At 68.0% G+C, this 244-nt stretch carries 1 protein-coding gene; it reads left to right on the forward strand.

Going from position 1 to position 244, the window contains the following annotated elements:
* The coding region (locus ACLFKU_RS44965) for a condensation domain-containing protein (protein ID WP_410853540.1) at nucleotides 1-244 on the forward strand (244 nt) is incomplete at both ends.

The following is a 244-nucleotide window of genomic DNA, read 5'->3' on the forward strand; positions in this document are numbered from 1 at the left end:
TCGCTCTGGCGCGCGGCCCGCTGAGGCGGGGCCGGCTGATCCGGCTGTCGGACGAGGAGCACGTCTTCCTGCTGACCCAGCATCACATTGTCTCGGATGGCTGGTCGCTGGGCGTGCTGGGGCGTGAACTCAGTCAGCTGTACCGGGCGTTTGAGGCTGGACAAGACGATCCGCTGCCGCCGCTTGCGATCCAGTATCCGGACTATGCCGCCTGGCAGCGGCGCTGGCTCTCGGGCGAACGGCT

The organism is Paraburkholderia sp. EG304, from assembly GCF_046543485.1.
Taxonomy (GTDB): domain Bacteria; phylum Pseudomonadota; class Gammaproteobacteria; order Burkholderiales; family Burkholderiaceae; genus Paraburkholderia; species Paraburkholderia youngii.